This is a genomic window from Silicimonas algicola, from assembly GCF_003970735.1.
GTDB lineage: Bacteria > Pseudomonadota > Alphaproteobacteria > Rhodobacterales > Rhodobacteraceae > Silicimonas > Silicimonas algicola.
Genome location: NZ_CP034588.1, coordinates 3036861 through 3058845 on the forward strand (window position 1 = coordinate 3036861; position 21985 = coordinate 3058845).

20 protein-coding genes are annotated in these 21985 nt (G+C 64.2%); 2 read left to right on the top strand and 18 right to left on the bottom strand.

Annotated features, from left to right (window positions below; translation table 11 throughout):
- The first annotated feature begins 360 nt into the window (after positions 1–360).
- On the top strand, positions 361–1386 hold the full coding sequence (locus EF888_RS14865; protein ID WP_109761271.1) for an IS110 family RNA-guided transposase: 1026 nt from the start codon (positions 361–363) through the stop codon (positions 1384–1386).
- Between the two features lie 318 nt (positions 1387–1704).
- On the opposite strand, the gene EF888_RS22270 is transcribed toward EF888_RS14865, so the two are convergent.
- The 15 genes from EF888_RS22270 to EF888_RS14935 form a co-directional block, all read right to left on the bottom strand.
- Positions 1705–1788, bottom strand: coding sequence for an AlpA family phage regulatory protein (locus tag EF888_RS22270; protein WP_241239904.1), 84 nt, complete (start codon positions 1786–1788; stop codon positions 1705–1707).
- Between the two features lie 355 nt (positions 1789–2143).
- On the bottom strand, positions 2144–3109 hold the full coding sequence (locus EF888_RS14875; protein ID WP_109761218.1) for a Bug family tripartite tricarboxylate transporter substrate binding protein: 966 nt from the start codon (positions 3107–3109) through the stop codon (positions 2144–2146).
- Positions 3110–3148: 39 nt separating this feature from the next.
- Positions 3149–4597, bottom strand: a complete 1449-nt coding sequence (locus EF888_RS14880) for a tripartite tricarboxylate transporter permease (protein WP_241239682.1) — start codon at positions 4595–4597, stop codon at positions 3149–3151.
- An 80-nt stretch (positions 4598–4677) separates the two neighbouring features.
- Positions 4678–5145, bottom strand: a complete 468-nt coding sequence (locus tag EF888_RS14885; protein ID WP_109761216.1) for a tripartite tricarboxylate transporter TctB family protein — start codon at positions 5143–5145, stop codon at positions 4678–4680.
- A 274-nt stretch (positions 5146–5419) separates the two neighbouring features.
- Positions 5420–7057, bottom strand: coding sequence for a thiamine pyrophosphate-binding protein (locus EF888_RS14890; protein ID WP_109761215.1), 1638 nt, complete (start codon positions 7055–7057; stop codon positions 5420–5422).
- A complete protein-coding gene (locus EF888_RS14895) occupies positions 7054–8082 on the bottom strand; it encodes an ABC transporter ATP-binding protein (RefSeq protein ID WP_109761214.1) in 1029 nt (342 codons plus the stop codon). Before EF888_RS14895 ends, EF888_RS14890 begins: the two co-directional genes overlap by 4 nt.
- Positions 8075–9061, bottom strand: coding sequence for an ABC transporter ATP-binding protein (locus tag EF888_RS14900; RefSeq protein WP_109761213.1), 987 nt, complete (start codon positions 9059–9061; stop codon positions 8075–8077). Before EF888_RS14900 ends, EF888_RS14895 begins: the two co-directional genes overlap by 8 nt.
- Complete coding sequence (locus tag EF888_RS14905; RefSeq protein WP_109761212.1) at positions 9058–9894, bottom strand: ABC transporter permease; 837 nt, start codon at positions 9892–9894, stop codon at positions 9058–9060. Before EF888_RS14905 ends, EF888_RS14900 begins: the two co-directional genes overlap by 4 nt.
- A 43-nt stretch (positions 9895–9937) precedes the next feature.
- The gene (locus tag EF888_RS14910) at positions 9938–10921 is read right to left on the bottom strand and encodes an ABC transporter permease (RefSeq protein ID WP_109761211.1); all 984 of its coding nucleotides are present in this window, start codon (positions 10919–10921) and stop codon (positions 9938–9940) included.
- A gap of 96 nt (positions 10922–11017) precedes the next feature.
- Positions 11018–12661 (bottom strand): ABC transporter substrate-binding protein, encoded by a 1644-nt coding sequence (locus tag EF888_RS14915; protein ID WP_164721710.1) that lies wholly within the window; start codon positions 12659–12661, stop codon positions 11018–11020.
- 321 nt (positions 12662–12982) lie between these two features.
- Positions 12983–14251 (bottom strand): CaiB/BaiF CoA transferase family protein, encoded by a 1269-nt coding sequence (locus tag EF888_RS14920; RefSeq protein ID WP_164721711.1) that lies wholly within the window; start codon positions 14249–14251, stop codon positions 12983–12985.
- A gap of 162 nt (positions 14252–14413) precedes the next feature.
- Positions 14414–14617 carry a cysteine hydrolase family protein gene (locus EF888_RS21900; protein ID WP_109761208.1) on the bottom strand — a complete coding sequence of 68 codons (204 nt, stop codon included), beginning with the start codon at positions 14615–14617 and terminating at the stop codon, positions 14414–14416.
- A 469-nt stretch (positions 14618–15086) separates the two neighbouring features.
- Entirely contained in the window at positions 15087–15428 is a 342-nt protein-coding gene (locus tag EF888_RS14925; RefSeq protein WP_126918587.1) for a hypothetical protein, read from the bottom strand.
- A 323-nt stretch (positions 15429–15751) separates the two neighbouring features.
- A complete protein-coding gene (locus EF888_RS14930; RefSeq protein ID WP_109761207.1) occupies positions 15752–16348 on the bottom strand; it encodes a DUF4286 family protein in 597 nt (198 codons plus the stop codon).
- 131 nt (positions 16349–16479) lie between these two features.
- Positions 16480–17316 carry a GntR family transcriptional regulator gene (locus EF888_RS14935; protein WP_109761206.1) on the bottom strand — a complete coding sequence of 279 codons (837 nt, stop codon included), beginning with the start codon at positions 17314–17316 and terminating at the stop codon, positions 16480–16482.
- Positions 17317–17450: 134 nt separating this feature from the next.
- Between EF888_RS14935 and EF888_RS14940 the strand changes: the two genes are divergently transcribed.
- Complete coding sequence (locus EF888_RS14940; RefSeq protein ID WP_241239683.1) at positions 17451–18122, top strand: alpha/beta fold hydrolase; 672 nt, start codon at positions 17451–17453, stop codon at positions 18120–18122.
- Here the strand turns inward: EF888_RS14940 and EF888_RS14945 are convergent.
- The 3 genes from EF888_RS14945 to EF888_RS14955 form a co-directional block, all read right to left on the bottom strand.
- On the bottom strand, positions 18119–18889 hold the full coding sequence (locus EF888_RS14945; protein ID WP_109761204.1) for an alpha/beta fold hydrolase: 771 nt from the start codon (positions 18887–18889) through the stop codon (positions 18119–18121). The two genes, EF888_RS14940 and EF888_RS14945, sit on opposite strands and share 4 nt — an antisense overlap.
- Complete coding sequence (locus tag EF888_RS14950) at positions 18889–19935, bottom strand: aminopeptidase (protein WP_109761203.1); 1047 nt, start codon at positions 19933–19935, stop codon at positions 18889–18891. The genes EF888_RS14945 and EF888_RS14950 overlap by 1 nt, the downstream gene beginning before the upstream one ends.
- 1002 nt (positions 19936–20937) lie before the next feature.
- Positions 20938–21921, bottom strand: a complete 984-nt coding sequence (locus EF888_RS14955) for a Gfo/Idh/MocA family protein (RefSeq protein WP_109761202.1) — start codon at positions 21919–21921, stop codon at positions 20938–20940.
- Between the last annotated feature and the right edge of the window lie 64 nt (positions 21922–21985).

Below are 21985 nucleotides of genomic sequence, written 5' to 3' on the forward strand. Positions count from 1 at the left end.
AAAGACGGACTTGGCAAGGTCGATCCCGAGTGTTGTAATCTCCATGTGGTCGGCTCCTTCCTTTGTTGGCTGTCACACTGCACCAACATGGCACAATGCGATGCCGTCGGGGTGGAGCCGTCCACACCATCAGAACAATCAGCCGGAAGCGCCTCTTCCCATGCCATCGCTGTGGGATGGACGCAAAAGACTGTTCTGTAAGGGAAAAGGCCTTGCAGAGAGCGTCGCGGAAGAACAATCGGGCACCAGTTAGCCTAGCAAACGAGTTTAATCTGATGGTGTGGACGGCTCCACCCCGACGGCATCGCATTGTGCCATGTTGGTGCAGTGTGACAGCCAACAAAGGAAGGAGCCGACCACATGGAGATTACAACACTCGGGATCGACCTCGCCAAGTCCGTCTTTCAGCTTCATGGCGTTGACGACAGCGGCACAGTTGTCCTGCAGAAGAAGCTGCGCCGCGGGGCGGCGCTCGACTTTCTCCGCAAGCTCGAACCCTGCCTGATCGGCATGGAAGCCTGCCCGACTTCGCACTTCTGGGCGAGGGAGATTGCAGCGCTCGGGCACGAGGTGCGTCTGATCCCGCCTGCCTACGTGAAGCCCTACGTGAAGCGTCAGAAGAACGATGCGGCCGATGCCGAGGCGATCTGCGAGGCTGTGACCCGAAAAAACATGCGCTTTGTCCCCGTGAAGACCGAGGAACAGCAGGCGGTCCTGGTGCTGCACCGGTCACGCGACCTGCTGATGCGGCAACGCACGATGATCCTAAACGCGATCCGTGCACATCTGGCGGAGTTCGGCACGATCACCGCGCAGGGACCACGGAAGGTTGTCGACCTCGTCCGGCGCCTGAGCGACCCGAACGACGGGCTGGACTTGCCGGCCCTTGCTCGGTCGGCGCTTCTATCGCAGGCCGCCCAGCTTGAGACCTTGACTGAAGAGATCCGCAAAATCGAACGCGAGCTCATGGCGTGGCACCGGCAGAACCAGGCAAGCCAGCGGCTCGAGACGATCCCGGGCGTAGGCCTCATTACCGCCACGGCGCTCGCGGCCAGCGTGCCGGATCCGACCGTCTTCAAATCGGGCCGGCAGTTCGCGGCCTGGCTCGGGCTCGTGCCACGACAGAACTCCTCAGGCGGGAAGGATCGGCTGGGACGGGTCTCGAAGATGGGCAACGGCTATCTGCGCCGATTGCTTGTGGTCGGCGCCACTTCGGTGACACGGCGCGCGCCAACCACCAACACCCGGAGCGGGGCCTGGGTCAGATCCCTGCTTGAACGCAAGCCAACGCGGCTCGTGACCGTGGCCATCGCCAACAAGACGGCGCGCACCGCATGGGCGCTGCTTGTGAAGGGAGAGACCTACAGGGTCGCAGCGGCCATCTGAACGACGGAGGACATGGCGGCGCTCCAAAGGCACCGCGATGAGATGCAAGGGCAGACGTGAGTGATGATGATCAAGCGTCGCCGCTGCCGGGACACCCCGAGGTCTTGTCTGGGCGTCAACGCTCGTTAATCTGATTTGGGACCCGGCAAGCGGACTTCATCAGGGCCAGCGGTCAGACACGCCGCGCACACAGGCCGGACAAATGACCGCTACCTGCTTCGATCCAAGTCGCTCGAGAAAAACCTTGCAAAACCGGAGCCGTCCACAAATGATAAGGCCGTTGTAGCAGGTTCCGGGCCGTCCCATTACCGTCCAAATCTAGACGTCCCGCGTTTCGCGGCTTTCCAGCCATGCGGTCAAGTCGCTTTCGCGCCATGCTACGAGACGTTCGCCCAGTTTCACGGGTTGAGGGAAATCGCCCCGGAACTGCTGAGAGAACTCGGCGTCGAGCAGCCAAGCAGCCCCACAGAAGCCAAACTGGTTGCAAAGTGCCGTCTACTAAAATGCATCCAGTCTCTCCTCAACAACGCATACGATCATGTCCGACTATGCGCAGGCACCGCGGAGGGTGGCACCGCTTCGGACGCCGGGTTTCTTTGACAAGACCTGGACGCGTCATCGCGCTGCTCGCAACGCTCTCCCGAGGATCCAGGACGCGATCATCGCGGGAACCCAGCCGCCGGCGCTGATGCGAAGGCGCCTCGCCAAGCTGAGCGGGCCTTGAGGCGCCGGCCCGTGATGCGGGCCGGCGCCGTCTTCAGTTGCGTTCAATCCCGGCGGACTCGATGACCTTGCCCAAGGTGGTGTAGTCGCTCTGCACCAGTTCGGCGAAGCCGTCGGGGCTGGACGAGGCCGCGCCGAGGCCGAGTTCGGCAAAAGCGGCCTGGATCGCGTCGGTTGCGTAGGCCTCCTGCACTGCGTTGCTCAGTGTCTCGACGATCTCCGGGTCGGTGCCCTTAGGGGCCATCAGGCCGCCCCAGGACGAGATCGCGTAACCGTCGACGCCGGCCTCCGCCATCGTAGGCACGTCCGGCACTGCGCTGTTGCGGGTGCCGCCGGTGATCGCGAGCGCGAGGACGCTGCCGCTTTCAATCTGCCCGAGTGCCGACGGCACGCTATCCATCACCATGTCGATGTTACCCGCCAGGAGGTCGGTCCGCGCCGCCGCCGAGCCGTCGTAGGGAACGTGGTTCAACTCGATGCCGGCACCTTCCTCGAGCATCACTGTGGTTAGGTGCAAGAACGACCCGACTCCCGCCGAACCATAGCTCAGTTCTCCCGGCTTCTCTTTCGCCATCGCGATGAACCCGGCCAGGTCACTGACGCCGAGCGACGGCAGCACGGCCACAAAGTGGTCGACCGAAAAGGTCTGGCTGACTGGCGTCAGGTCGGTCAGCGGATCATAGGGGAGATCGTAGATGTGCGGGTTGACCGTCATCGTGCCCTGGGTCGCGAACAGGAAGGTGTAGCCGTCCGGTTCGGCGTTAACTACGGCCTCAACCCCGATGTTGCCCGCCGCGCCTGTGCGGTTCTCGACCACGAAAGGCTGACCAAAGCGGTCGGACATGGTGTCGGCGACGAGGCGCGCGGTGATGTCCGTGGCTCCGCCGGGTGAGAACGGAACGACGATGGTCACCGGGCGGTCGGGCCAGGCGGATTGCGCCATTGCCGGCCCAGCTAGGGCCAGACAGGTGGCTGCCAGAAGTATTCTTCGAGTGATCATAGTTTCCTCCTTCTTGATGTCGTCTCTTAGAATCGAATGTCAGTTTTCCCGAACTCGGTCGCGGCGCGACATGCCGCCGCCTCGCCGCAGCCGGATCAGCGCGGCCGCCATCGCGCCCAGGATCAGCAGCGCCGACAGCGCCAGAAGCACTGCCGAGATCGGCCGCTCCAGGAAAACCCAGGCGTCGCCGCGCGAGATGATCATGGCCCGGCGCAGATGCTGTTCGAGCGGCGTGCCTAGGATGAAACCCAGCAGCAGCGGGGCGGTCGGCAGGCGGACCAGGTTGAAAAAGTATCCTACGGCGCCGAACAAAAGCACGATCAGCACGTCGAACCCGCTGAGCCTCAGGCTGAACACGCCGGCGCAGATGAACATGATGACCGCCGGGTACAAGATTGAATACGGGATCGTCAGCATCTTGACCCACAGCCCGATCAGCGGGAAGTTCAGCACCAACAGTAGGATGTTGGCGATCCAGAAGCTTGCGACAAGGCTCCAGAACAACTCGGGGTTCTGGGGGATCACGTTGGGGCCTGGCTGGATGCCGTGGACCACCAGCGCGCCGAGGATTAGCGCCATGATCGCATCGCCTGGAATGCCGAGCGACAACGTAGGGATGAAGGCGGCTTGCACGCTCGCGTTGTTCGCGGCCTCGGGCGCGGCGATGCCCTCGATCGCGCCCTTGCCAAAGTTCGCCGAATTGGGCGAGACGCGCTTTTCCAGGCCGTAGGCCAGGAAGGCGCCCAGCGACGGGCCGGCGCCCGGCAGTATACCGCTGAAGATCCCGCACAGAGAGCCGCGCACCATAGGCATGAAGGTGCGCCGGGTCTCGTCGCGCGTTAACAGCATGGACTTCAAGCCGACCGTTTCGGGCTTGCCGGCGACGCGGCCCGACACGAGCCTCTCGATTACCTCCGCCACGCCGAAGAGGCCCATGGCGAGCGGCACGAGGCCCAGCCCGTCGGCGAGGCTCGACATGCCGAAGGTGAAGCGGTAGGCGCCGGTGTTAACGTCGGTCCCGACGAGGCTGAGCAGCACGCCAAGCACCACCATCACGATTCCACGCAGCGGCGAGGACGAGGCCAGGGTGGCTGCGGCGATCAGGCCCAGCACCATCAGAGCGAAATACTCGGGCGAGCCGAATTTCAGCGCGATGCCGACGATCAGCGGCGTGAAGATCATCAGCGCGATCAGCGACACCGTCCCGCCGAAGAACGAGGCTATTGTAGTCATGAACAGCGCCTTGCCGGCACGTCCGTCCCGGGCCATCGGATAACCGTCGATGCAGGTGACCGCGTTCGAGGCGGTGCCCGGCAGATTCAGCAGGATCGACGCGGTCGATCCGCCGTACTGGGCCCCGAAATAGATGCCCGCCAGCAGGATCACCGCGGCGTCGGGTGGGACGTGGAACGTGATCGGGAACAGGACCGAAATCGCCACCAGCGGCCCGATCCCTGGCAGCACGCCCACGGCGGTGCCCGCGGTCACACCGACGGCGCAGTAGAACAGCAGCTGCGGCCCAAGCGCGGCCTGAAATCCTTCGTAAAGGTTAAGAAAGAATTCCATCGCTACCACCAGAACAGCGGCAGCGGCACGTTCAGGCCGAACACGAAGATACCCGCCACGACCAGCGCGACGCCGGCCCCGAGGGCTAGCACCGACCATAGGCGACGGCCCTTTTCGGCCAGCGCCGCTAGGATCACCGCGATTATGATCGTCGGGAGCAGCCCCACCGGTCGGATCAGGAGCGCGAAGGTCAGGATCGAGCCCAGGATCGCGACGACCGGCCTCAGGCGCAGCAGGATCGGCATGAGTTCATGTCGCGCGGTCACGGTCAGCGCGCCGCCCAGAAGCACGAGCAGCACGGCCAGGACGACGGGGAAGAACCCCGCGCCCATCCGGCGAGGTGTTCCGAACGTGTAGCCCGAGGCGACGACCAGCGCAAAGATCCCCACCACGATCAGCATGCCACCGGCCCAAAGCCCCGTATGCCGCATCGTGCCCCTGCCCTCTCCGATGTCGTCTTCGTCGTTCATTCTGCATGTCTCGTTGTGCTGAGTGCATGGCTCCGTGCTGGCAGACCGGGCGCCGCGGCGCGAAGGGGGACCCGGTGCCGCTTTATCCAGTCAGTTAAGCGACTGTAGTGTCGACATTAGGGGCAGTCAACGTCGGCAACGATTGATGTGCATCGGGTAGCGCGAACCCAAGTCACCGTTTTCACTTAAAATATCCAGAAGCGGGCGGGCACGCCGCGTGAGACAATGTTTCTTTTGCCGACAGAAGGCAGGGCTTGCGCGATTCAGCGCCCCGTCAAGTGCTGAAGGCCGTGAAGCTCGTGGTGACCGAGCGTGCCTTCCAGTCCGTGACCACGTTGACCACCGCGACCTGGCCGGCGCGCACCCGTTCAAGGGCGCGTTCCAGCGCAGGGCGGATCTCGTTCGGGTCGTCGACATAATCGGAATAGCACCCGAGCGCTTCGGCCATCTTGTCGAACCGGGTGTACCCCAGGTCGCGGCCCGGTTTCACCTTTTCCGGATCGGCGGTCCAGCCGCCGTTCAGACTGATCACCACGAGAAGCGGCAGCTTGTGGCGCACGGCCGTATCTAGCTCCATCGCGTTCAGTCCGAATGAGCCGTCGCCATGGAGCACCACGACTTCGGCGTCGGGCCGGGCTGCCTTGGCCCCGACGCCGAAGGGCAGGCCCACTCCCATGGTTCCGAACGGCCCCGAGTTCAGCCGGTGACCCGGACGGTAGGATGGGATCGACATGCGCCCGTAGTTCAGGATCTCCTGCCCGTCGACACAGAGGATGGCGTCCCGCCCGATCACGTCGCGCAGCTCGCGGCACAGGCGCAGCGGATGGATCGGCATAGCCGGATCCGCGAGCTTCGCCTCATGCCCCTCGACCTTCTCGGCATTGCGCTGCGCCAGACGCGACCGCCACGCGCCGTAACCGACGCCGGGAATCGCATCCGTCAGCTGCGCAAGTACGGCCTTGGCGTCGCCCACGACACCAATGTCGACGTTCTCCGATCCGGCGATCTCGGCCGGGTCGATGTCGACGCGGATCACTGGAGCGTCGGCGGGAAAGCGCGGCGGGCGAACATGCGAGAATACGTAGTTCAGCCGCGTGCCCACCACGAGGACCAGGTCGGTCTCCTTAAACGCCGTGGACCGGGCCAGCGGATAGCACAGGGCGTGATCCTCGGGGATCACGCCGCGACCCTGTGGCGTGGTATAGAACGGGATGCCCGCCTTCTCGGTAAAAGCCTGCAGCTCGGCATGAGCGTCCGACCAGATGATGCCACTGCCGGTTAGCAGGATCGGGCGCGACGCCTTCCCGAGCGCGTCGACAATTGCTTCGACCTCGTCGGGTGCTGCCTTCGGCCGTGGGCGCGGGCGGAGGTCCGGCGCCACCGGCCAGCGAACCGTTTTGGCCTCGATCTCACTGTAGAGCACGTCTCCAGGAAGGTCGAGGTAGACCGGACCCGGCTTGCCCGAGGTGGCTATGTGGAAGGCGCGGTCGATCAGTTCGGGGATGCGGGCGGCGTCATGGACACGTTCGGCCCACTTCGTCACCGGACGCATGATGGCAAGCTGGTCGATTTCCTGGAAGGCACCCGTGCCCCATTGGCGGATAGGAGTTGCCCCGCCAAGCGCCACGACCGGCGCGCAGTCGATTAGTGCGTTGGCAAGGCCCGTGACAAGGTTGATGGTGCCGGGACCGGAGGCGCCGGCACAGACGCCGGGGCGATTGCGCACACGGGCAAAGGCATGGGCCATCATCGCGCCGGCCTGCTCGTGGCGCACGTCGATCAAGCGCAGCCCCGCTGCGGCGCTCGCGTTCAGGGCGTCGTTCATCGGTCCGCCCATGATGAAGAAGATCGTGTCTGCACCTTGGCTTGCCAAGGCCTTGCCCACCAGGTCATTTCCCGTAATCATGGTCATGTCGTCTCCTTGATCGTGCTGTTGGCTGTCCCGGCGGCGATCTCCCGCCAGAAGTGGCAGGCGACGCCGTGGCCGGGTGCGGCCGCGTCAATCTTCGGCGTTTCGGCGTCGCAGCGTGGCCGGCGCCAGGGGCAGCGTTCGCGGAACCGGCAGGCATCCTTGGGGTTCAGGGCCGAGGCCACCTCGCCCTCGATCAGTCGGCCGCGGGTGCGGCGGACAGCGCGGGGGTCGGGCACCATCTCGGCCGAGAACAGCGCCTTCGTGTAGGGATGGTAGCGTCGCGCGAAAAGCTCGGCGGTCGGTCCGGTCTCCATCACCTGACCTAGGTACATGATCGCCGCGCGCGACGACATGATGCGCAGCACGCGCAGGTCGTGGGTGATGAAGAGGTAGCTGAGGCCGTGACGCGCCTGAAGGTCCGACATGAGTGCCAGCACCTTGCCCCGCACAGACATGTCCAGAGAGGTGACAGGTTCGTCCGCCACCACCAGTTTCGGGCGGAGCGCGACGGCGCGGGCAATGACGACGCGCTGCTTCTCGCCGCCCGACAGCTCGTGCGGATAGCGCTGGATGTAGTCCTCGGCCGGGTTAAGATCGACCTCGGACACCGCCGCAAGAACCCTGTTGCGCAGCGGGGTTCCGGTGAGGCCCAGCTGCCGCCGGAGCGGCCGCGAAATGATGCGCCCGACCGTCTTGCGCGGGTTGAGCGAGGCCATCGGATCCTGGAACACCATCTGGATCTCGCGATAGAGCGCGCGCACCTCGTTCCGGTTCAGCTTGCCGAGGTCTTGCCCGTCGAAGGTGATGCTTCCGCCGGTCGGCCGGTCAAGGCGGCAGATCAGCCGCGCGAGTGTCGACTTTCCGCAGCCGGACTCCCCGGCGATCCCGAAGGTTTCGCCCGGGCCGATCGACAGGCTGACCCCATCGACCGCGTGCAGTATCCGGCGCTGGCCGAACAATTCGGCCAGCCCGCCGCCAAGGTCGAAGTGACGCTCGACCGCATCGAGGCGCAGAAGGTCACTCATCCTGCGCCTCCTCGTATAGCCAGCAATAGACCGATTGCGTCTCGCTCACGCGAGTGCGCGGCGGCTGCAGGCGGCGGCAGACGGGCATGGCCGCGGGACAGCGGGTGTGGAAGCGACAACCCTCGGGCGGGTCGATGAGCGACGGTACGGTGCCCTCGATGTAGCCGATGCCGTCTCCCGATTCCTCGTCGTAGGTGATCGAGCTCAGCAGAGCCGTTGTATAGGGATGGCGTGGCGTCTCGAAGACCTCGAACACGCCCGCCTCTTCCATGATCCGACCGGCGTAGACGACGTAGACCCGGTCGCAGACATGAGCGACGATGCCTAGATCGTGGGTGATCATCAGCAGCGAGAGGCCGTGTTTCTCCTTCACGCCGCGCAGAAGCTCGATGATCTGGGCCTGCACGGTGACGTCAAGCGCGGTCGTAGGTTCGTCCGCGATCAGCAGCGACGGCGCTCCGATGATCGCCATGGCGATCAGCGCCCGCTGGCGCATGCCGCCCGAAAGCTGGTGCGGATACTGCGCGGCCACGTCCTCGGGCGACGGGATGCGGACCTGGCGCAGCACCTCAACTGCGCGGTTGAAGGCGGCGCGGCGTGACAAGCCCTCGTGCTCGACCAGCACTTCGCCGATCTGGTCGCCGATCCGGATCAGTGGGTTGAGGAAGGTCATCGGATCCTGGAACACCATTGAGATGTCTTTGCCCCGGATCTTCCGCATCTCGCGCTCGGACAGCTTCAGCAGGTCGCGGCCCTGGAACATTGCGCTGCCGGCGGTGAATCGGCCGGCGAGAGGTGTAAAACGCATGAGGCTGAGCGCGGTCATGCTCTTGCCGCTGCCCGACTCGCCGACGATGCCCACCGATTCACCCTGATCGACGTGGAAGGTGACGCCGTCTACTGCGCGCACAGTGCCGCGGTAGGTGTCGATGTGCAGGCACATCTCTTCGACTGTCAGAAGCCGCTCCGGTCTCGTCATTTACGGGCCTCAAGCCGCAGCCGCGGGTTCAGCGCCTGGTTAAACCCGTCGCCCATCAGGTTCAGGCCCAGGATGAACAGCGAGATGGCGAGCCCCGGGAAGATCGCCATCCAGGGTGCGAGCGTCAGGAACTGCTGCGCCTTGTTCAGCATCAGGCCCCAGCTGATAAGGTTCGGGTCGCCCAGCCCAAGGAAGCTAAGCGTCGCTTCCATCAACACGGCGGCCGAGATTGTCAGGATGGTCTGCACCACGATCGGCGGGAGGGCGTTCGGCAGGATTTCGTTGAAGATAATGAACATCGGCCCCTCGCCCCCCATCTTCGCCGCGTCGACGAAGGACCGCGAGCGGAGAGTGGCGAACTCGGCCCGGACAAGCTTGGTCATCGGCGGCCAACTGAGCAACCCGATGACGCAGATTACGTTGATCAGTGATGCGCCCAAGATTGCCACCGTGACGATCGCAAAGAAATACCGCGGCACGATCGAGAACATCTCGGTCATGCGCTGAACGACGTCGTCCACCCAGCCGCCAAAATATCCCGAGATCGCGCCGAGGCTGACGCCAATTACGGTGGAGATCGCGGCGGCGACAAGGCCTACGATGACCGAGGCGCGCCCGCCGTAGAGGAACTGCGCCCAGAGGTCACGGCCTAAGTCGTCGGTGCCCATCAGGTGCCCGGCGCCCGGCGGCTGCAGCGGTGCGCCGCCCAACTCTTTCGGGGCGAACTCGGTCAGCAGCGGCGCCAGGATCGACGCCGCCACCAGCGCGAACACCAGCACGGCGCCAGCCACGGCCGACGGATTCTCGCTATAGGCGCGCAAGAAGATCGGCATTCGAGTGCGCCGCCGTGACCTGGAGAGGCCAGAGGCCGTACCACTAGCCATAGGCGATCCTCGGGTCAATCATGGCGCAGATCAGGTCCGCGATCAGGTTCACCAGGATGATCCCGAACGACACGATCACGAAAATGCCAAGGAGAAGCGGATAGTCCCGCGACAGGATGCTTTCGTACATCAGTCGGCCGACGCCGGGCCACGAGAACACCGTTTCAACCACCACGGCGCCGCCGATCATCACGCCGAAGTCCAGCCCCATGACCGCAATCACCGGCACCAGCGCGTTGCGCAGGGCGTGCCGGAAGATCACACTCCAGTCGCTCAGACCCTTCATCCGAGCTGTGCGGATATAGTCCTCGCGCAGGATTTCGATCAGCTTGGCCCGCGTCAGGCGATAGGCCATCGCCAGAAAATATGCGGCATAGGCCAGTGCGGGCAGCACCAGGTGGCGGCCGATGTCGAGCATTCGGGGCCATCCCTCGGACGGCGCGCGCAGGGAATACATTCCTCCCGTGGGGAACCAGCGTAGAGTCGAAGAGAAGATCAGGATCAGCATCATCCCCAGCCAGAACATCGGCAGGCAGTAGCCTAGCATCGCGATGCTCGAGGCGGTGTTGTCGAAGGCGCGGTTCGGACGGCGCGCCGACACGGCGGCCAGCAGGATCCCGAGGATCATCGACAGAATGAATGAGAAGAACAGAAGGATCAACGTGTTCGGCAGCCGCGCCAGAACGATGTCGAGCACCGGCGCGCGGAATTGGTACGAATAGCCAAGGTCGAAGTTCAGCACTTTCCAGACATAGCTGGAGAACTGCACGTGAAGGGGTTCGTTCAGCCCGAACTCCTCTCGCAGGCGCTCGATCGTCTCTAGATCGGCGAAGTCGCCCGCCATCAGCGTCGCCGGATCGCCGGGCGCTAGGTTGATGAGCAGGAAATTGATGGTGACCACTGCCAGAATCATGGGCGCTACTTGCGCCAGCCGGCGCAGGATGTAGCTGAGGCGCGAGACAAAGCTGCCGCTCATCGAGGGGTTGTCTTTCCGGTCGGATCACTTCGGGGGTCGCCCCGCCGTTGACCGGCGGGGTGTGGTTTCGTTGCGGATCCAATCCGCCGGCGGACGTCAGCGGCTTTCGCTGCCGTTCTCGGTCCAGACCGTTCGGCCAATGTCGAAGACGCCGTCGATGGACGAGAAGACGTCGTGCCACTCGGCGCGGTAGACATTGGTATAAGGCATCTCGACCACCGGCAGAAGCGGCAGGTCTTCCGAGAGGATCTTCTGCGCATCGGCCCAGATCTTCGCCTCTTCCGCGTCGCTGGCCGCCGTGGTCGACGCCTCGAAGAGCGAGTCAATCTCGGGGTTGTTGTAACCCATGTGGTTCGACGGGTAGGTTCCGGCGATGTGCAGGTCACTGCGTAGATAGCGGACGATGCCAACATAGGGGTGCGCGCCCGAGGTGAACTGCTGCTCCGACAGGTCGAAGTCCCACTTGGCGTGGGTCATCTCGATGAAGGTCGGCCGGTCGAGAGGCGTGGTTGTCAGGTTCACGCCGACTTCCTTCAGGCTCTGCGCGAAGACTTCGCCCACCTTGCCAGCATAGGGACGGCCCGACATGTGCAGCAGGTTGACTGAAAACCGCTCGGCGTCGCCTTCGCGCGGGAAGCCTGCCTCGGTCAGCAGCCGGTCAGCCTCGGCCACGTTGGCCTCGTGGGACCCCATGTCGTAGTTGACCTGCACGTTTTCGGACGAGAACGGCGTCGTCTCGCCAATGTTCGACAGGGCGGGGCGGGCGAGGCCGAAGAACACAAGCTCGTTGATCTTCTCGCGGTCCAGCAAATAGGCGAAGGCCTGGCGCACCTTCAGATTGTTGAACGGCGCGCGGTCTAGGTTGAAGGTCAGCATCTCGACTTGGCCCTGCAGCCCCGCGCCCTCATTGGTGACGACTATGCTATCGTCGCTCTGCAGCGTCGGGATCGCGCTGAAGGCGACCGCGTAATAGTAAAGGTAGTCAACTTCGCCCTGCTGCAGTGCAAGCAGCCGCGCGGTTTCATCCGGGATCACCCGAATTATCAGGTTGTCGATCCGCGGCAGGTCGGGGACGAAGTAATCCTCGTTGCGCTCCAGCTCGATATGGCTGCCGCGCACCCACTGCTTGAACTTGAACGGCCCGCTGCCGATTGGCGCCCAATTGGCGTCGTTGTTCTGGATATCGGTGCCGTCATAGACGTGTTTGGGCACGATCCGCATAGCATAGTTCGACGCCGCGAAGACCTTGAGGAACGGCGCGTAGGGCTGCTTCAGCGTTATCTCGAACGTCAACGGATCGGGCGCGGCATAGCTTTCGACCAGCCCGTCGAGCGTCGAGCGATAGCGCGAATGCGGCATGTAGCCGTCGCGCGAGCCCATGAATGTCCACAACACGTCGTCCGAGGTCAGGTCCTCGCCGTCATGCCACTTCACGCCGTCGTGCAAGGTAAAGGTGATGGTGCGTCGGTCGTCCGAAAGGCTCCAGCTTTCGGCGAGCACGCCTTCGGGATTGCCGTCCATGTCGAGCATGATGAGCGGATCGAACAGCCCCGACGTGGAAATCTGTGGTTCTGCCCCCTGCCAAAGGACGGGGTTCAGCCCGCCCGGCTCGCCGGCGATCGCGGCGATGAAGTTGCCGCCATACCGCGGCCCGTCCTGGGCCAGTGCCGGGGCCGCGCCCGCAAGCGCCGCGGTTGCCAGCCCGGCGGCAAGGATCGCGCCTCTGATCTCTCTTAGCATGATTTTCCTCCCCTTTTGCGCGGCGGTCCTGTTGGACTGCCACATTGGACACATCCTGAGGCATACCGTCCAAAATGTCGACACTAAATTGATCCCTGATGTAACGCACAGTTGGCAGTAACAGGCCATGAAGGATCCCCCTTGGCACTGTTTTCATTAAGAATTCATCGATACAGCTCCCTCTAAGCCCGAGGGTAGGAAATCCCGCCGGGGTGTCGCGTGGGTTGAGTGACGCCCCGACGGCTTCCAAAAGTCGACAATTGCCCATTTGTGGGCTCTTTTGGTTTGAGGCACCGCCCCTCGACTGAAGGGCGGTGTGCGTCAGATGGACTTGTCGGCGAGGGCCGCGGCGATATCCTCTTCGCTGACGCCGAGAAGCCCGCCGTAGATTTCTTCGTTATCGGCGCCTAAAAGCGGCGGCGCGGAAGTTTCGATCGGGGAATCCGACATGCGCACCGGGCATCCCGGCAGCGTGAACTCGCCACGCACCGGGTGATCCACCGTGACGAAGGCGCCCTGTTTGCGCAGCTGCGGATCTTGGTACATCTCCATCGTGTCGATGACTGCGCCCGAGGGCACGCCGGCCTCACCCAGCTCGCGCATGCAGGTGTACTTGTCGCGGGTCACGCACCATGCGGCGACGATCTTGTCGATCTCCACGCTGTTCTGATAGCGCAGCGCGGGCGAGGTATATTTCGGCTCGTCCTTCAGATCTTCCCGGCCCATCAGCTTCAGCAGGCTTTCCCACTGCCGGTTGGTCGCACGGCTCGTGTAGACGAGGATGTAGTCGTTCGGTCCTCCGCCCTTGCAGGGATAGACCTCGCAGGGTGCGCTGGCCGCCATGATATGCGCGTTGCCTCGACGCGGGACAGCAGTTCCGAAGTGCGCTTGGGCGGCATAGAGGATGCGGCCGAAATTGATCACCGCCTCCTGCATGATGATCTCGATGCGCTGTCCGCGCCCGGTGCGCTGCCGCTGGATGATCGCGGACAGGATGCCGACAGAGCAGTGCAGGCCGCTGCCGGTGTCGCCGACGTTGACGCCTGGCGTCAGCGGGCGCCCGTCGGCGTCGCCCGTCACCGACAGGCTGCCGCCGGCGGCCTGGGCTATGTTGTCGAAGGCGAGAAGCTTGGCATAGGGACCGGACTGATCGAAGCCCTTGATTTGCGCATAGATGATGCGCGGATTGATCTTGCTGACCTCCTCGTAGGAAAAGCCGAGACGTTCGATGACGCCCGGGCCGAAGTTCTCGATGAAGACGTCGCACTTCTCGATCAGCTTGCGGATATAGGTCTTGCCCGTTTCGCTCTTCAGGTTGCATGTAACGCTCTTCTTATTGGCGTTCAGCAGCATGAAGTAGACGGAATCAACCTCGTCGTTCTCGGTGGATGCGCGGCGGCCCTGTTCACCGGTGCCGGGAGATTCAATCTTAATGATTTCGGCGCCCAGCCAACCGAGCATTTGGGTGCAGGACGGGCCCGCCTCGAATTGGGTCAGATCTAGGATGCGGATCCCGTTCAGCGCCTTTTCTGTCGCCCGTGCGGCAGCCGCATCGGGCGTGACTTCGGTATCGGCAATGGCATCGTTCATAGTATTTCCCTCATATTTCCCCGGGCAGGCCGGTTGACACATGCCGCCGGCTGGCCGGTCGAGCCTTGCCCGCTGACAGCGGTCAGCGAATCAGGCGATTTAGATCGCGGAACGCGGTTGCACCGGCTCCGCCAAGCCATTCGAAGACGGCCGTCTCGGACGCTACGATGCCCATACCGCCGGTCCGCAGCCGCGCCAGAGCGATTTTGCGGTCCAAGGGTCGCCGGGAGGCGACGCGTGGGCCGCCCGGAAGACCTGGATGCCGTCCCGCGCCAGCGTCGCCGCGCACTGCATCACGCAGACATGCTCCTCGAACCTGGTCCGGATCACCTGACTGCGGCCGTTGGATTCGAGCCAGGCCCGCACCTGCGCGATGTTGCCCGAGCCGAAACCCGTCTTCTCGACAATCTCGGCCGAGGCGGCCAGATCCGATACGCCCGGCAGGGTGTGGACGAGGCCCTTGGGCTACCGCCCCGCTGTCACGCGACACTAAGGTCGGAAAGCCGGTCACTTTCGACTTTGCGTGCATGCGAACGGATCCTCCCTGCTCCCGCGTCATATGTCGACACTTGTAACCAGACTTATCGCCGAGGTCGAGGATAGTCCACTGCTTTTCCACCGTGGAGCGGAACGGCGGAGGCGGGGCATAAAACGCGACTTATCGTCGTCAGGAATGCTAGCGCAGTCTGGAAACTCCACACAAGTCGCGGCAAGGTCACCAGAAGACTTCTTTACGGCCGACAGCGTCCCGCAACGGCGTTGGCAGACCGTGCCAAAGAGAAGATGCGCTGCAAAGTCGACAATTACCGCATCTTTATCGGTGGAGAGACTGCCCTCACCCACACTCTGTGAAGCGGAATTCGGAGGCTGCGCCGTTACGCCAGACGATGCATCCGTCGGGTCGATGAAAGGCGCTGTCAGCAGCGCCGTGGTCGCGTCGGCTAGCCGCTCGCAGATGCGCTGCCGGGTGTCTGCCGCTTCCGGCCCGCCGCAAGCGAATGCCAAGCTCGGCAAAGCTCGGCTTCAGCGGCTGGTGGATCGCGTCGCCGGTCATCAGCGCATAGTGGCTACCGCCCCGAACGTTGACCGAGACGTGGCTAGACGAGTGCCTCGCCGACGGGCCAAACCCGGCCGCGAAGGGAATGCGGAAGATGCCGTTGCAGCCCAGCACGATCACCTTCAGAGCGTTCTGCCAGGCAACACCGGCATGGTTCAGGATGGCCTGCGCGTAGCGGTCGTAGAGAGTATAGGACGACCACCGCGACCTCGAAGCTCACGGGCTTAACGGTGGAGCGCCGCGCTGCCTCGAGCACCCTCAGTAGCAGGATGGCCAGCCAGCGCTCGCGCAACGTAGGTTGCGGTAAACGCGCGTCAGTCCCTCGAGCGAGGTCATGCAGGTGAACGCGACCGGCGACCACAAACCTCCGCGTCGTCGCGTCTGAGCGCGAGACTGGATCTCGCTCTCAGGCCACGGGCAGCTGATGCACGGTAAACCGCGCCTCAGCGCAGCATGTAGTCGGCATAAGTGTTGTGCTGCACCACCGCACCGGCCAGGTCGCCGAAGCGCGGCAGGAATAGGTACTCGGGCTCAAGAAAGGACGCCGCGAACAGGACGTAGTGTCGCAACGGGTCGGGCTGCTCCAGAACCATGGCCGCGCGCGTGCCAGCCGCCGGATCGCCCGAAATCTCCTGCACCCTAGCGATCAGCGTCTCCTCTCTCTGCCCCGCAAGGTCAAAGCGCACCAGCCGCAGGCGCGGCGCCCTCGGCAGCACCGCCTCGCCGGGCCAGATCTGGCGCCCGGCCGACCGGTCAACCTTCGTCGACGTGGTTACGCGCACCGTCCACGGGCTGAAGTTCGCGCCCGACACCTTCATGTATTCGGGGCTGTCGAGCACCTCGGGCGTTTCGGTGTCGTAATGCGCCAAATATTTCGGATAGCCCTCAATCGCGACATAGCGCTGCCCCGAAAGGAAGCCTTTCACGGCCATCCGCTCTGCCAAATGCTCGGCGTCGTACCAGGCGTTGAACTCCTCTTCGTCCGTGGGTGACGGGGTACCGAGGACGAGAAGGAATCCGTGTGCGGGTCGGTCGGCCATGATGGCTCCTGTGCTGGCGCGGTCAGGTTAACGGACTGGCCGTCAGTGTCGACTTATTCTTGCAAAAGCCTTGTTGACCGACCAAAAACTAACCACACTGTGGCGGCGAGACTCCTGGGGGCCCCATGAACTCAAGGCACCTGCGCCGCCGCCATCAGCGACGCCTCGCCGACCGCATACTGCGCCAGGCGCATCTCGATCCGCGCCAGCGATCGCATGTGGTTGGACCGCAGGATCGCCGCCGCAAGGTTGGAATCGCGGCTCTTGTAGGCTCGCACCAACAGCTGATGGTCCTCCAGCGACAGCCGGATCGCCTCGGGCGTCGACAGGCTGAGCCGGCGCAGCGGAAGCGTGCGCAGGAGAAGCGAGTCGATGATCCGCTTCACCGTTCGGTTGCCCGAGAGGTCGGTGTTGAGGTCATGAAAGCCGACATTAGACCACAGATAAGCGCTGTTGTCGCCCCGCTCGTGGAACGTCGCCATTTGGCAGGCAATGGCCTCGAGCCGCGCGATGTCCTCGTCCGTGGCCTTCCTAGCGACATCCGAGGCGATGAACTCCAGCAACGCGCAGCGGGTGCGATAGATCTCCCGCACGTCGTGGACGTCGAACTGCACGACCCGCGGCCGGCGCCGGGGCGGAATGGTGACCAGCCCCTCCTTCTCCAGAAGCAGCAGCGCCTCGCGCACCGGAGTACGGCTGGTGGTGTAGCGCTGTGACAGGTCGACCGAGTTCAGGTCGGCGCCGGGGGCATAGTCGCCCTCGATGATGTCCGCTCCGACATCGACGGCGATCTGCGCTACAAGCGACGGCCTCGGCTCGCCCCGATTGAGGGCATTTTCCACCACACCGGCGGCGCACTGCTTGGACACCGCCGGGGTCATTTTATCAGCACTGTCATTCCATGAAACAAGCAAGCTTTTGAACATATCGTTCCTAGGTGCAGAAATCGAATTGCGTACAGCTTTCATTAAAACCTCCTTGCGTCCACTCGCAACCTGCACGGTGGATCAGCCAACCCCGGGGAACCGTGATGACCGAAAACCGTCTGCCGCGCCTTTGTCTTGTTCATGCGCTAGGGGCCGATCCGGATATGTGGGCGCCGATGCGCGCATGCCTCGACTATCGCGGTGACATACTCGCGCCCGCGCAATACGGCATCGGCGGAGTACCGCGCCATCCGGCTCCGCCCACGCTCGGCGATCACGTCGACCTCTTGATGACGCAGATCGGCGCGGAGGGGCCGGTGGTGCTGGCGGGCTGTGCCGTCGGGTCGCTGATCGCGGCCGAGGCGGCCGCCCGCCTCGGCCCGCGCGCCCTTGGCCTCGTGATGGCGAACCCTATGCTGCAGGTCGATGCCGCCGCCAGCGCCGCGTTGACCGGACGGGCCGAGCGGGCCCTCGAGGGCGGCATTGCCGCGATCGAGGACGAAGTGATATCGCGCGGTTTCGCCGGGCTCGACCTCCCCGAAGCGGTGGCCAGCTTCCGCGACGGGCTGCACGCCATGGGCGCCGACGTATACGCCGACCTGGCGCATGGCATCTGCGGCGCCGACGTGACGGGGGCGATCCGCGCACTGAAGTGCCCCCTCCTCCTCGCGCCCGGCGGTCAGGATGCGGTCCTCCCCGACTGGCATCTCTCGAAGCTTCGGGCCATGTCTCGCGATGCGCGGGTCGAAGTGATTGAACCGGGAGGTCATTTCATGCCGCAGCAGGCGCCGGAGGCCTTCGCGGCGGCGCTTGTCCCGTTTCTGCGGCAGGTCGCGGCACGACGTTAGACCGCTTGCTCGGCCAGATGCGCCTTCAGCAGCGCGGCGAACTCGGCCGCGCACTCTATATGCACCATATGCGACGCGCCCGCGATGATCTCAAGCGTGCCAACCGGCACCCCTTCCGCCGTCGACCTCAGTGCGTCGATCGAGGCGCCCTTGTCTTCCTCGGCGTGGATGCAGTGGACCGGCACCGCAACCTCGCCCAGCCGCGGCCCGAGGTTCAGGCGAGAGATCGTCTGCCACCCGGCATTCCAGTCCTCGGGATCGTCGGCCAATAGCCTTTCGCGCACTCGTAAAACCTGTGGCGCGCCCATGAAGCCTGGCGAGAACCAACGCTCGAGGCTCTCGTCCAACACCGCGTCCATGCCTTCCGCCTCGGCCGCCTCACCGCGCGCAGCGAGCAACGGGCGCGCGGCCTCGGGGATGGTGTTGGGACAGGCCGACACCACGGCCGAGCGCAGCAGGTCGGGCCGCGAGATTGCCAGCGCCAAGCTTATCATGCCGCCGAAGGACACCCCAACCACGGTGCAGGGAGCAAGCCCCAAATCCTCGATCAAGGCGGCCACGTCCGCGGCATAGTCGAAGATGTCGGTGCTGCGCGGTGTGCGCGGAGACTGCCCGTGCCCGCGCAGATCGGCGGCGATCACGCGGTGGCTCTGCGCTAGCACCGACACGACCTCGTCCCACGACGTCAGGTCCAACCCGACGGGATGCAGAAGCACCACCGGCGCACCGGCGGTCCCGCTATCGCGATGGTTCAGTTTGACAGGCATCAGTCGCTTTCAATTGGCACCAGGAAGTTGCCGTCCTCGATCCGCTTCGTCCCGTCAACATAAAGCGTCGGGTGCAAGATGACCCCGTCCATGTGGATGTTCGACTTGATCGAGCCGCCGACGTCCACGTTCGTGCCCAGCCCGAAATGCATGGTGCCCATGATATTCTTGTCCTCGCGCTGGATGCCGCGCACCACGGCCTTCGCGTTGACGCCCACCGAGGCTTCGGCCGGACACATGTAGGCGTTGTCGTCGCCATAGGCGGTGAGGTAGTCGCGAAGAATGCGCGCGTCGGCATCTCCGTCGATCGATATCACGCGCCCATCCTTCACCGTCAGCTCGATTGGCGAATATACCCGGCCGATGTGGTGCATCGTCAGATCGATCACCAGCTTGCCGTTGGCGGAATACTCGACCGGCGCCACATTGAATTCTCCGGTGGGAAACAGGTAGTAATACAGGTTGTTTCCGGGTCGGTTCTCGTCCTGGGCAAAATCCACGATCTTGAAGGAATCGAAATCGTCCCCAGGCAGCGGCGGTTGTGTGATCCGGTCCTTCACGGAATAAGTGAAATCCGTGCCGTGGCGCGAGGTGACGCGGCATTCCTGCGCGTTCGCGCCAAAAACATTCTTGGCGACATAGTGCTTGCGCAGTGCAATCATCTTCATGTCGTCGGTAACCGCCCCCGATTGGAACATCTCCAGCGTCATGCCGCCGTCCATGCAGATCGCGGGAATCCGCGCCTCCATCGCCCGGAAGTTCGCCGGCGAATGCAGCATCCCGGTCGAGGCGAGGAGGATGTTGAAGTCCGACTTCATCATCGCCTCGCACACGGCCTCTGGCGGATTGTAGTAGTCCGCCGGCCGCCGCTCGAACAGCGCGACCGTAGCCTCAGCGCCGATATCGGCTAGAATGGTCATCACCGCCTGCCAGACGCGGGGGTCGTGCGCAGTGTCGGACAGGACCAGCACACGGCTCCCCGACGTGATGTTTCTCAAAAGCGGCGCACGAAGATATTCGAGTGTCCCCGAGAAAGTCGCACTCATCTGTGGTCTCCCATCCTGCAGCGCCCGCCGTCCGGGCAGTTATAAATCTGGGCGGCCGACGGATGGCTCCGCGAGCCTACCCGCGCGCGCGATCCTGCCGACTGATCTGTCCTTGATTAACATGGGCAATTTCCTTCTGTCGACACAAAAGATCGCTCGTCATCTTTCGCATCGTCTGTGCACGCGGCATTCGGGCGCCGCTCGGCACATCGAGGATTAGGAGAAAACAGGACTACTGGCGCCGCTTGCAGCAGATTCCGACTGTGTCTGATAGCGGTCTCGGCTTGGCAGGACAGCGCGCTGACGTGCAGGCGCGGCGACCGCAGACAGGCAGTTCTGTCGACAAGTGCCCTGCGCCTCAGCCCCGGGCGCCACGCGGTCAGTACGCGAATGGGATCTGCACCAGCGCCGCCACACCTACGTCCAGCGACAGCACTGTGACGTTAGCTGTTCCTTCGCGAGGGTAGTCTCGTTCGGCAAAGACCCGTCCGTTGGCGGCCTCGCCTGTCGCGGGGGCCAGGTCGTATCGCCAGACCACCGGCCCCGTTCGCCCGAGAAGTACATGACACGGCCGTCCGGCGGCAGCGCAGCCAGTTGGGGACAACGACTCCTTCGTCCACTTGATGAACTAGACCGCAATCATCGCAGCGCCCCCAGCGCGTCGCGCTCGAGGCTGTCCATCGTTGATATCCAGAACCGGCCCTGCCGATTGCAATGGCGGTCGTTGAAGCCATACCCGGACGCCCGGCGTGCGGCGTCTCCAGCACGGTTAGCGCACCTCCGTGGGGTCGAACAGCGAAATGCCGGTTTCAAGCCCCAGTAGCTACGGTGGACGGGGAAACGCCGCTCGACAAAAGCAACTATGGCTTCATTGTCCTGAACCCCTTGAACGATCCCTAAGGCGCCGCCTCGTTTGCCCGCCAAGTTCATCGCTCTCCCAGAGCATCGACCGGCGCCGTGTGAACCGTGATCGCGTGCCCACTATAAACTTCATGTTCCGCGTCACTGGCCCCTGTCGATCCCGCCCGCCCGATAGGCAGCGTTCATCATCCCCATGACGCGCACCATGTCGGCCAGCCCCGCCACCGGCGGCAGCCCGTCGCGCACCCGCCGCACCACCTCTGCGACGAAGGCGGGATATTCCTCCATGTTGGTCACCGTGGCCGCGCGCCGCTCCTGCCGGCCGTCCAGATCGGTAATCTCGATGACGCCGGGGCCGGTGGCGGCGATGTAATGTCCCGCGGTACGGACCGAGAAGTGAAGGTCGAACACTCCGGTCGGCGCAGGGTATAGATAGCCTGTCTCGACCAGCCCGATCCCCCGCCCGAAATGGAACGTGGCGGCGGCGTAATCCTCGATGTCGCCCTCGCCCGAAAGGCTGGCGAAGTTGGCCGAGGCCGCTTCGGGCGCGGCATCCGGGAAAATTTCCGCCATGAGATCCAGGAAGTGGACGCCTAGATTTGTCAACACCCCGCCCCCCGACAACGCCCTCGACAACATCCAGCCGCAGCCCGCGTCGCGGTACCGCTGTGGCAGTCCGGCATTGAAACGGAACCCGGCGTAGAGCGCGGGCTCGTCCACGAGCAGCTCGCGAACCGCCGCCATGAAGCCCGAACTGCGGATGACGAAGGGCACCGCGGCGAAAAGCCCCTTCGCCGCCGCCGCGTCGGCCAGTCCCTCGACCTCGCCAAGCGTCAGCCCGGCGGGCTTTTCGATGACGAAGGGAATGTTTGCGTCGATCATCGCGTGTGCGGCGGCCGCCATATCCGCGTGGCGACCCAGGACAAAAGCCAGGTCCGGCCGGTCTTGGGCAATCGCCTCTTCCGGCGTGGCTGCCCAGGCGCAGCCCTCGCGCGCCGCGATTTCCCGGGCCCGGGCCGGATCGGGGTCGGTGACCGCGACCAACCGCGCACCCTCCACTCTGCGCAGCGGCGCGCTGAACAGCGGTAGGTGCCAGTGGCTCGCGCCCGTGAACAGCACCTTCATGGTTGCCCCTCGCTTGCCGACACCACCCCCGCTTCCAAAGCCCTCCCGCCTGCTGTTCCAGTCA

What these genes read in the sequence shown, in the direction of transcription:
- EF888_RS14955 (WP_109761202.1), bottom strand. Translation starts at nt 21,921, where the DNA reads ATGAAGGTGCTGTTCACGGGCGCGAGCCACTGGCACCTACCGCTGTTC.
- EF888_RS14885 (WP_109761216.1), bottom strand. Translation starts at nt 5,145, where the DNA reads ATGAACGACGAAGACGACATCGGAGAGGGCAGGGGCACGATGCGGCAT.
- EF888_RS14935 (WP_109761206.1), bottom strand. Translation starts at nt 17,316, where the DNA reads ATGAAAGCTGTACGCAATTCGATTTCTGCACCTAGGAACGATATGTTC.
- EF888_RS14875 (WP_109761218.1), bottom strand. Translation starts at nt 3,109, where the DNA reads ATGATCACTCGAAGAATACTTCTGGCAGCCACCTGTCTGGCCCTAGCT.
- EF888_RS14920 (WP_164721711.1), bottom strand. Translation starts at nt 14,251, where the DNA reads ATGAACGATGCCATTGCCGATACCGAAGTCACGCCCGATGCGGCTGCC.
- EF888_RS14915 (WP_164721710.1), bottom strand. Translation starts at nt 12,661, where the DNA reads ATGCTAAGAGAGATCAGAGGCGCGATCCTTGCCGCCGGGCTGGCAACC.
- EF888_RS14945 (WP_109761204.1), bottom strand. Translation starts at nt 18,889, where the DNA reads ATGCCTGTCAAACTGAACCATCGCGATAGCGGGACCGCCGGTGCGCCG.
- EF888_RS14940 (WP_241239683.1), top strand. Translation starts at nt 17,451, where the DNA reads ATGCGCGCATGCCTCGACTATCGCGGTGACATACTCGCGCCCGCGCAA.
- EF888_RS14890 (WP_109761215.1), bottom strand. Translation starts at nt 7,057, where the DNA reads ATGACCATGATTACGGGAAATGACCTGGTGGGCAAGGCCTTGGCAAGC.
- EF888_RS14900 (WP_109761213.1), bottom strand. Translation starts at nt 9,061, where the DNA reads ATGACGAGACCGGAGCGGCTTCTGACAGTCGAAGAGATGTGCCTGCAC.
- EF888_RS14910 (WP_109761211.1), bottom strand. Translation starts at nt 10,921, where the DNA reads ATGAGCGGCAGCTTTGTCTCGCGCCTCAGCTACATCCTGCGCCGGCTG.
- EF888_RS14865 (WP_109761271.1), top strand. Translation starts at nt 361, where the DNA reads ATGGAGATTACAACACTCGGGATCGACCTCGCCAAGTCCGTCTTTCAG.
- EF888_RS14950 (WP_109761203.1), bottom strand. Translation starts at nt 19,935, where the DNA reads ATGAGTGCGACTTTCTCGGGGACACTCGAATATCTTCGTGCGCCGCTT.
- EF888_RS14905 (WP_109761212.1), bottom strand. Translation starts at nt 9,894, where the DNA reads ATGCCGATCTTCTTGCGCGCCTATAGCGAGAATCCGTCGGCCGTGGCT.
- EF888_RS14930 (WP_109761207.1), bottom strand. Translation starts at nt 16,348, where the DNA reads ATGGCCGACCGACCCGCACACGGATTCCTTCTCGTCCTCGGTACCCCG.
- EF888_RS14895 (WP_109761214.1), bottom strand. Translation starts at nt 8,082, where the DNA reads ATGAGTGACCTTCTGCGCCTCGATGCGGTCGAGCGTCACTTCGACCTT.